Here is a 9119-nt window from a genome sequence, read left to right as displayed (position 1 = left end):
GCCGCCCCAGCGGCACGACTGCCCGCAGCCAGGGCCTCTACCACCTCAAGGCGTATCGGCGGTGACATCGACAGCGGTGGAGCCTCCGTCAGGGCCCGGGTCCTGGCGTCCTGCAGTGCACGCGGCCCCGCCGGGGTGAAGGTCACCACCTCCGTGTCCGGTTCGCCCGTCAGCTCCCACTCGTAGCGGCGCCGGTACCACGGCCCTTTCGCCTCCCGCATCAGGATCCGCGGATGCCGGTGCAGGGCCTCGGTGAACGCCTTGCGCAGGCGGGGCTGGTCGACGGGACCGGGGAGGTGGACCTCGATGTGGACCGTTTCCGGTTCCTCCTCCTGGAGGCAGTGCCGGGACACCTCGTCCACCACCGGGAACGGGATGCGTACCGGTGTCGTCATACGGGCTCGCCCTTCTCCGGTTCGCGCAGACTCACCAGGCCCGCGAACAGGCCGATCAGCGCCAGCAGTTGGGCCGTGCGGCCGAACGCGCCGTCGCCCGCGCCCACCGGCTCCCCGGCCCCGAACGCGGCAGCGACGCCCGCTGCCGCCAGTGCCACGAACGCGATCGGCACCAGCAGCGTGTGCCGCCGGGCCGCGAGCAGCGCCAGCGCCGGGACCAGCAGCGCCAGCCAGCCCGCGATCACGGCCCCGACCAGCGTCAGCGCCACCGTGCCGAGCCACAGGCCGGGCAGCGGCGGGGCCGGTTGCAGTGCGTCGGGGTTGGGGGCGCGGCGGCGCCAGAGCGCCAGGCCCAGCAGCACCGCGATGCCGGCGCCGCTGCCGATCAGCCCGGCGTCGTACGTGGTGGCCGGTTCGTAGGACAGCTTGACCGTGCCGCCCGCGCCGGCCGGGATCCGCCAGCCCTGCTGCCAGCCGTCCAGCCGCAGCGGGGTGAGCTCCTTGCCGTTCAGGGTGGCCTTCCAGCCGTCGTTGAAGTTCTCGTACGTCGTCAGGTACGAGGCGGCGCCCGAGCCGACCGTCACCTCGCGCCGGTCGCCCAGCCAGTCCCGGACCCGCAGCTCACGCCCGGCCGCGGCGGCCTCCGGGACCGTCCCGCGGGTCAGAGTGACGTCCGTCAGCGCGAGCGGGCCGGCGTCGCCGCCCTCCAGCCGGTGGTCGCCCGAGGCCAGCTCCACCTCGGCGTCCTTCCTGTCCCGTTGACAGAGCGTCACCTCGACGGGCCGCCGTTCCACCAGGTCCCGTACGGTGCCCTTCGCGCTCGTCCGGTACAGCTCGCCGTCCAGCGCCACATCCGGGCCCTTCCCGCACGGCAGCGAGAACGTCCGGGTGCCGTCCGGCTGCGGGGTGCGGTACTGGTCGAGGGCCGGGAGGTAGGCCTCCGTCAGGCCCACGGGCAGCCGCAGGTCCTCGTCGGCGACCGGGTTGTGCAGGGTCAGCGGGGCGGTCTCGGTGATGGTGATGTCGAGCCGGTCGGTGGTGATCGGCGGGAAGCGGACCCAGCCGTTCTCGTCGACGCCGGCGATCGTCGCGCCGTCCGGGGAGCTGATGTGCACCTGGGAGGCGCGGGTGGACAGGCCGCCCGCGGGCGCCAGGACCAGTTCGCCGATCGGCTGCTTGCCGTCCCAGCTCAGGTGGATCGTCGGCCGGTCGCCCGCGATCCACGCCGTCGTCAGGTCGCCGTCGGTGAGGTTGCGTGCCGCGAGGCCCGCGCCGAGGCTCGCTGTGGAGTCGGCGGTGGCGACGATGCGGGACTGCTGCTCGGGCGCGACGTCGTACAGCAGCCGGTCGAGTTCCTCGCCCGGCACCGGCACGGCGCTCGCCGTCACCTCGTACGTCCCGGCGGCCGCTGTCGTGAAGCGGCGGTGCAGGCCGGCCTCGGTGCCGGTCGCGGAGAGGCCGGTCGGGTCGGAGGTCCGGTGCAGGGAGACGACCGTGGCGTCCGCGGTCGTGTCGTTCGCGTCCGCCGGGAGCCGCAGCAGCCGTGTCACCCGCACGTCCGGCAGGTCGATCTCGGTGAAGCCCGCGCCGGTGAGCCCGGCCCGGCGCTCCACCGAGTCCACGATCGTCAGCTTCATCCACCGCGTGCCGCCCTCGGGCGCCTTGACGCGCTGCGCCGTGCCGTTGGGCCGCAGGAAGCTCGTCCGCTCGCCCTTCTCCGTCTCCACCCGCACCTTCGTCGCCGCCGCCCGCACGCTCTCCTGAGGCAGCGGCGTCACCTTGAAGGAGGACGGCATGTCGTAGGAGCCGGTGAAGCCGATGCGCAGCCACTGCCCGTCCGGCGTGTCCGGCGCGCCCTCCGTCCACGCGGTGTCCGGGTTGCCGTCGAAGGCGTTCACCGGGTCGAACTGCGGCAGATGGAACAGCCAGTTGCCGTACGAGGAGGCCGTCACCGAGCGGGCGCCGCGCAGTTCGGCCACCGTCTGGTGCTCGGTGCCCTCGTTCGGCAGGATCTGGCGCGGCTTCTCGCCCGGGTCCTGCTGGGCCTCGGGCGCGTTGCGCTCGTCACGGGTGTACGTGTACGACGTACCGGCGTTGACCACGCCGAACCGGGTGTCCGCGCGCCGCAGCCCGTCGCCCACCACCTGCACCGCCGGGGTGCCGAGCCCCGGGTGGTTGTCGCCGGTCAGGACGGTCGCCCGCCCGCGCAGCCGCGACGCCAGCGGCAGCAACGCCTCCGGGCCGCCGGACACCACGGCCGTGTCGGAGACCGGCATCAGTCCCGCCTGCCCGGGCCGGTCCACGTCCTGCCCGGCCGGCCGGTAGATCTCCACCGCCCGCTGCCGCGGGTACAGCCCCTCGACCTGGAGCGGGGCGTCGTGCGCGAGCCGCCCGCCGGTCATCACCGGCCCCAGCCCCGTCACCCGCTCGTACCCCGACTGTTCGAGGGTGCGCTTGACGGTCGTGGTCGGCACATACCCGATCTGGTCCGGGTCGAGATCGTTGCGTACGACGACGTAGAACAGCCCCGCCCGGCTCAAGTAGTCGGCCAGCCCCGGCACTTCGGCACCGGACATCAGCGCCTGCTCGACGGCGTCCATCGCGCGCCGGTTGCCGGGCGTGCCGAACGGGACGTAGTCGCGCTGCGCCCACCGCGACTCGGCGAGCACGTCGAGCGGCTGGTCGATGGGCGAGCCCCAGGTGTAGAGGCCGTGCGCGGTCGCCGGGACGACCAGGGCGCGCGAGTCGGGCGAGTACTTCTCCAGCCAGTCGGCCGTGGCCTGCCAGTAGGCGGGGAGCTTCTGGAAGGAACCCGGGTTGAGGATCGAGCCGTTGAGGTACGGCCACAGCAGCCCCGGCAGGATCAGCACCGCCGCGACCAGCGGGGCGAAGCGCCGGCCGCGCACCGGGCGGGCCCCGCGCGGCTCGGCGGCCACCCCCGCCAGATGGGCCAGGCCCAGCGTGAACGCCAGCGCCAGGCCCGTCTGGAACTTGTAGATGTTCCGGAACGGCGACAGCCAGCCGTCCAGCCAGCCCTGCACGACCCCGTGGAACGGTGCCCCGAACGCGCCGCCGTACCCGGCGAGCAGCACCAGCGCCGCCACCAGCACCGTCAGCACGAGCCACCGCCGCTCGGGCATGTCCCGCCGGGCGAGTCCGGCGAGGCCGAGCCCGGCCGCGAGCGCCGAGCACACGATCACGACGACCGACGAGGCCACGGCCCACCCCGCGGGCAGCCATGCCTCACCGAAGTGCAGATAGGCGACCCAGTTCCCGGCGCCGCGCAGCGCCTCGGTCGCCGCCATGGTGTCCGTCGTCGTCTGCGCCGTCTCTATATAGGGGAGGAAGTTCTCGCCGTAGACCCCGAGCAGCAGCAGCGGCACCCACCACCAGGCCGTCACGACGAGCACGGCCGGAGCCCACCAGGCGATCAGCTTGCGCTGCCGGGGCCCGGGCGGCCGGGACAGCAGATACAGTCCGGCCGGCAGCAGGGACGCCAGCGTCGCCGAGGCGTTCACACCGCCCATGAACGGCACCAGCAGCGCCGACCGCAGGGCCGCGACCCGGGCGGCGTACCGCTCGTTCGTCAGCGGCAGCAGCACCCACGGCAGGAACGCGCCGGGCAGCGCGGCGGCCGACGTCGACCCGATCACGGTCGTGAACACCGGCCACAGCGCGTACGCCACGGCCCCCAGCAGCCGGGACGCGCCACTGCCCACCCGCAGCCGCTCGGCCAGCCGCAGCGCACCCCAGAAGGCGACCGACACGACGACCGACATCCACAGCCGCTCCGCCAGCCACACCGGCAGTTGTACGAGGTCGCACAGCCAGTAGAACGGCAGCATCGGCCACAGGTAGCCGACGTACTGGTCCTGGATCCCGCCGAACCCGGCCCGGTCGTGCCACAACTGCCCCAGGTCGGCGAGGAACTGACCCGGGTCGACCGTCACACCGAGCTTGGTGTCGAAGGTCTGCCGCCCGGGCTGCACGGCCAGGAACAGCACGAACACCACGGCCCAGAAGCCCAGCAACCAGCGCAGGGACCGCGGGCCCTCGGGCGGACCGGCCGCGGTCGCGGTGGTGGGGACGGCTGCCGGTGGAGGAGCCTGGACCGTGGTTGTCATGTAGGACACCGCCGCAGGATGAGGAGGAGGTTCCAGGTGGCGAACTCGCGGATGCCGGGCGCCTTGACGACGGCCTCCGCGAGGAACGGCCAGTAGCGGGAGCGCGCCGAGACGACCGTGACGTCGTCCCGGGCACGCACCTGCCGCAGGGTGGATCCGATGTGCACCGCGAACAGGTTCTCGCCGAGCGTGTGCTTGGCGGGCCTGCCGGTCCGCCGCAGATAGCGGGCGCGCGCCCGCTCGGCACCGAAGTAGTGCCAGGGGGCCCACTCGTGCCCGCCCCACGGCGACAGCCAGTTGGTGAACGACACGTAGATCAGCCCGCCGGGCCGCGTCACCCGGGCCAGCTCGCTCAGGAACGTCTCCGGATCGGCCACGTGCTCCAGCACGTTCGAGGAGAAGGTGACGTCCGCGACGCCGTCCCGGAGGGGCAGCAGGTATCCGTCGGCGACGACGGCCGAGTCGGGGGGTTTCTCGCCGAGTTCGGCCAGGTCCGGTTCGAAGAGGAACGCGTGCGCTCCGCGTCGCCGGAACTCCTCGGTGAAGTAGCCACTGCCGCCGCCGACGTCGACGACGGTACGCCCGGCGACGGGCCCGTCGTACGCCTCGACCTGATCGGCGGCGTCGCGGGCGAGCAGCGAGTAACAGTTTTCGGGATCGTCCTGCTCGTGGAGGAAGGCACGGAACAGGGCAAGAGATCTACGAAACGAGGGGTCGTGTACATAGGGGCGCGGGACTGTGACATTCGCGGCTCCGCCGCGTGGGCGCGACCAGCCACGGCGGACCGCACGACGCATCACGGAGCCCAGCCCCTCACCGCCTCCGCGGCAACCACACGGAACTGCCGCACGGTCCGGTCCCACCGAAACCGCGCCGCCCGATCCCGCGCGGCCTTGCCCATCAGCTCCCGCCGATGTCCGGACAACGCAAGCGCACACCACGCCGCCGCGAACGACGACTCACCGCGCGCCAGAACCCCGGTCTCACCATCCACCACGGAGTCCTTGAGTCCCGGCACGTCGAACGCCACGGTCGGCGTCTGTCGGGCCGCGGCCTCCGTCACGACCAGGCCCCACCCCTCCACTGCCGAGGGATGCAGCAACAACCAGGCCGCGCAGAGCAGCCGGTGCTTCTCCGCCTCCGAGACGTACCCGGTGAACTCCACTCCGGGCCCGGCGAGTTGCTCCAGCCGTGCCCGCTCGGGGCCGTCCCCGACGATGAGCAGCCGCCCGCCGGTGACGGGCCGTACCCGCTCCCACAACCGCAGCAGCAGATCGATCCGCTTGTACTCGACGAGCCGGCCGACGGCGACGAACAACGGCTCGGGCGAGCGCTCGGCCCGCGGGCCCGGCTCCTCGACCCCGTTGTGCACGACCCGGATCCGGTCCCGCTCCACGCCGATCGCGCGCAGCGCGTGCGCGGTGGAGGAGGACACCGCGACCAGCAGACTCCGCTGCTGCGCCCCGGTCAGCGCCCAGTGTTCGAGTCTTCGGCCGATCCGTGCGGCCGGCGCCAGGGGCCCGCCGAAGCGCATCTTCCACAGGTCGGTGTGGACGTGGTTGACCAGGCACAGCGTGGGCCCGGAGTGCCACAGCGGCGCCAGGTACGGCATGCCGTTGCACACCTCGACCAGCAGATCGCAGTCGCCGACCTGGCGGGCGAAGGCCGACCGGGCGCGCAGATAGTGCCCGTAAGGGCCGCCCGCCGACACGACCCGGTAGTCCCGGAAGGCCGCGGGCCCCCCGCACAGCAGGGTCACCTGGTGGCCGAGCCGGGTCAGGCCGTCGGCGAGCTTGTCGACCAGCAGCTCGGAGCCGCCGGCGGACGGGTTGTCCAGATCGCGATGGGCGAGGAAGACGATCCGGCGCGGATGTGGGGGAAGCGCCGGAAAGTGCTGCTCCGCGCTGGGGGACGCGGGGTGCAGCGAGGACGGTACGTGCTGGGGCATGGGTGCTCCAACTCGTCTCGGGGTGCGGAACTCAGCGTGGGGGAAGGCGTGGCTCTGGGGGTCTGGCTGTGGGGGGCCTGAGCCCTTCCTGGGAGGGGAGTGTGGACGGGTTGTGCTCGGGTGGGGTTGGACAGTTTTCGCCCGGACGTTCTCCACGGCTACTCACCGGCGTGACAATTTCCGGCTTTGTTGGAGCTGACGCCACATCACATCGTGAGGGTGGGCTGGGGCGTACCGGATGTATCGGACGGAGTGGGCTGCTCCGGCTCCTTCCGCCCACGCGCCACCAGAACGCCACCCACCGCCGCGAGCACCACACCCGCCACACCGGCCCCGATCGGCAACGTCGTGCCCAGCAGGCGCAGTTGACCGCTGTCGCGCTTCGCCTGCCGCACGGCCTCCTTCTGCGTCGCGGTCGTGAAGGAGATCTTCCGGCTGTCCAGCAGCACCGCCGCGTCCTTCTTCCCGCCCGGCGCCCGCAGGGTCCGCCTCGGCCCGGTCTGCGCGTAGATCACACGGCCGGTGGCCTGGTCGACGACCAGCTCGAAGCCGTGGTTGGAGTACCACTCCTCGGCCAGCACCTGCGGCCGCTGCGGCTGGTCGACGAGGCTGCCCGGCACCATCCGCGTGCCGGTCCTGGTCGGCGGCACGGAACCGGTGAACTTGTAGCCGGTGTAGCCCTGGATCTTCGCGGTGCCGCGGTACCGCATCACGACCGTGTCGCCGAGGGAGTTGTCCCACCACTGGTACGAGCGTTTGTGCACGTCGAAGGGGAACTTCAGATAGGCCTCGCCCTCGATGTACGGCTTCTCGCCGCAGCAGTGCACGGGCCGGGTGGTCTTGCGGTCCATCACCCAGCGGTGCGGCGTGAACTCCAGCGCGTCGTGCGGGTCGGCGGCCGGCAGCGACTTGTCCGTGTCGACCGTGGTCGTCACGTCCCAGACGGCGTTGCCGCTGCGTTCGCTGTCCTCGACGTTGCCACGCACCCGCTGGGTCACCGTGATCTTCCGGTCCGGGACCGTCTCGATCCGGTCAGTGTCGAAGACGCTGCCGCGGCCGGTGTAGACGGCGGTCGTGTCGATGTCGGTCGGGTTCACCGCGGCACGCGGCTGGACGTACCAGGCGAGCAGGGGCGCCAGCACCAGCAGGAACGTGCCGAGACCCAGCAGGACCAGCGAAAAAGGAGAGGTTGTACGGCGCATCCGGGCACTCCAGTGGCTTGGGACGGCTCGACGTACGAGAGGGCCGGCACGGCGGGAAACAGCGCGTGTACGGCTGGGCCGGGAACCGTAGGCCGCTCTTGACGGGGTGTCAATGCTTGTCGAGACTGGGCGCGACAGGCAGGGACGGGATGCCGGGGTGGGGACAACCTCCGGACGATCTCCGGGCGAATCCGGACAGAGAGGCTGACCCTGCGATGTCGAGACTGCTCGCTGCCGCGCTGACCGTCGCGCTCGCCGCCGCCCTTGCCGTGGGCGCCGCGCTGGGCGTCGTCGCGCTGCTCGAAGCCACGCCCGACCAGCCGAACACCCCCCTGATCACCTACGAGCAGGCCGGGCAGGGGAGTTGACGGTGACGGCCGCCCGCACCGGAACCGTCACCACGCGCTCGGCCTGGCACGACGTACCGCGCTTCCAGGTGCGCCGGTTCGCGGCGATCGCCATGGCCGAGGCGCCCGCGCTCGCCGAGGAGATCCTCTGCGAGATACAGCGCGAGTATCCCCATCTGCCCGTCGTCCTCGACGACTCCGGCGAGCCCATGGCCCTGGTCGGCATCCGCCGCGCCATCGAGGTCTTCGTGCAGCACCTGGAGCGCTCGGAGGGCCGGCCCACCGTCCCGCCCGGCGTCTTCCAGGACTTCGGCCGCGGCGAGGGCCTCAACGGCCGCTCGCTCGACTCCCTCCAGGCCATCTACCGCATGGGCGTACGCCTGGCCTGGCGCCGCTTCGCCGACATCGGCCAGCGCGTGGAGATCCCGCCCCCGGCGATGTACGAACTCGTCGACGCGGGCTACGAGTACCTGGACGGCCTGGTCGACCAGTCCGTACGCGGCTACGCCGAGGCCGCGGCCCGCCAGGCCGGGGAACGCCTGCGCCTCCAGCGCCGCCTGATGGAACTCCTGCTGGCCGAACACCACCGCGGCGACCCCGCCGAGGCCCTGACCGAACGGGCCGCCCGGATCGGCTGGCCCTTACCCGAGAAGGTCGCGGTCGGTGTCCTGCTGCGCCCCGCCCGCGAGGCCATGGCCCCCGCGGTCGGGCAGGGCGTGCTGCTCGACATGGAGTACGAGCAGCCCCGCATGGTCGTGCCCGAGCCGGACGCGGCAGGCCGCCCCGAACTCCTGCACCGGGCCTTGGCCGGCTGGTCCGGCGCGATCGGCCCGCCGGTCCCGCTCACCGACGCGGCCAAGTCGTTGCGCTGGGCCGACGCCGCCGTACGCCTGATGGAACGGGACCTGCTCCCCTCCGGCGAGGTCCTCTACTGCACCGAGCACACCGAGGCGCTGGTCCTCCTCCAGCCCGAGGAACTCATCGACGACCTGACCCTGAGATGCCTGGCCCCCCTGACCCACTGCGGCCCCACCCACGGCCGCCGCCTCGCGGAAACCCTCCTGGCCTGGCTGGAGACCCGCGGCGGCGCCCCCGAGGTCGCG

The 9119-nt window shown here is 72.6% G+C and carries 6 protein-coding genes and 1 pseudogene; 2 read left to right on the top strand and 5 right to left on the bottom strand.

Annotated features, from left to right (window positions below; all coding sequences use genetic code 11):
• The 5 genes and pseudogenes from CCL05_RS41690 to pgfA all read right to left on the bottom strand — a co-directional run.
• Positions 1–395, bottom strand: a pseudogene (locus CCL05_RS41690) (condensation protein); the annotation flags it as partial.
• On the bottom strand, positions 392–4519 hold the full coding sequence (locus CCL05_RS41685) for an alpha-(1->3)-arabinofuranosyltransferase (RefSeq protein WP_086565752.1): 4128 nt from the start codon (positions 4517–4519) through the stop codon (positions 392–394). The pseudogene CCL05_RS41690 and the gene CCL05_RS41685, both read right to left, overlap by 4 nt.
• Positions 4516–5316, bottom strand: coding sequence for a class I SAM-dependent methyltransferase (locus CCL05_RS41680; RefSeq protein WP_244204596.1), 801 nt, complete (start codon positions 5314–5316; stop codon positions 4516–4518). The genes CCL05_RS41685 and CCL05_RS41680 overlap by 4 nt, the downstream gene beginning before the upstream one ends.
• A complete protein-coding gene (locus CCL05_RS41675; RefSeq protein WP_107400589.1) occupies positions 5316–6467 on the bottom strand; it encodes a glycosyltransferase family 4 protein in 1152 nt (383 codons plus the stop codon). Before CCL05_RS41675 ends, CCL05_RS41680 begins: the two co-directional genes overlap by 1 nt.
• Positions 6468–6673: 206 nt before the next feature.
• Entirely contained in the window at positions 6674–7669 is a 996-nt protein-coding gene (gene pgfA, locus CCL05_RS41670; RefSeq protein WP_086565751.1) for a cell envelope lipid trafficking protein PgfA, read from the bottom strand.
• 215 nt (positions 7670–7884) lie between these two features.
• Between pgfA and CCL05_RS45465 the strand changes: the two genes are divergently transcribed.
• Both CCL05_RS45465 and CCL05_RS41665 read left to right on the top strand, forming a co-directional pair.
• Positions 7885–8037, top strand: a complete 153-nt coding sequence (locus tag CCL05_RS45465) for a hypothetical protein (protein ID WP_010042314.1) — start codon at positions 7885–7887, stop codon at positions 8035–8037.
• A 2-nt stretch (positions 8038–8039) separates the two neighbouring features.
• A partial coding sequence (locus CCL05_RS41665; RefSeq protein WP_086565750.1) for a PucR-like N-terminal domain-containing protein occupies positions 8040–9119 on the top strand: 1080 nt, incomplete at its 3' end.

It is taken from the genome of Streptomyces africanus, assembly GCF_002150735.1.
GTDB classification, from domain to species: domain Bacteria; phylum Actinomycetota; class Actinomycetes; order Streptomycetales; family Streptomycetaceae; genus Streptomyces; species Streptomyces africanus.
The sequence above is the reverse complement of the archived record's forward strand: the minus strand, read 5'-3'. Positions and strand labels throughout refer to the sequence as shown.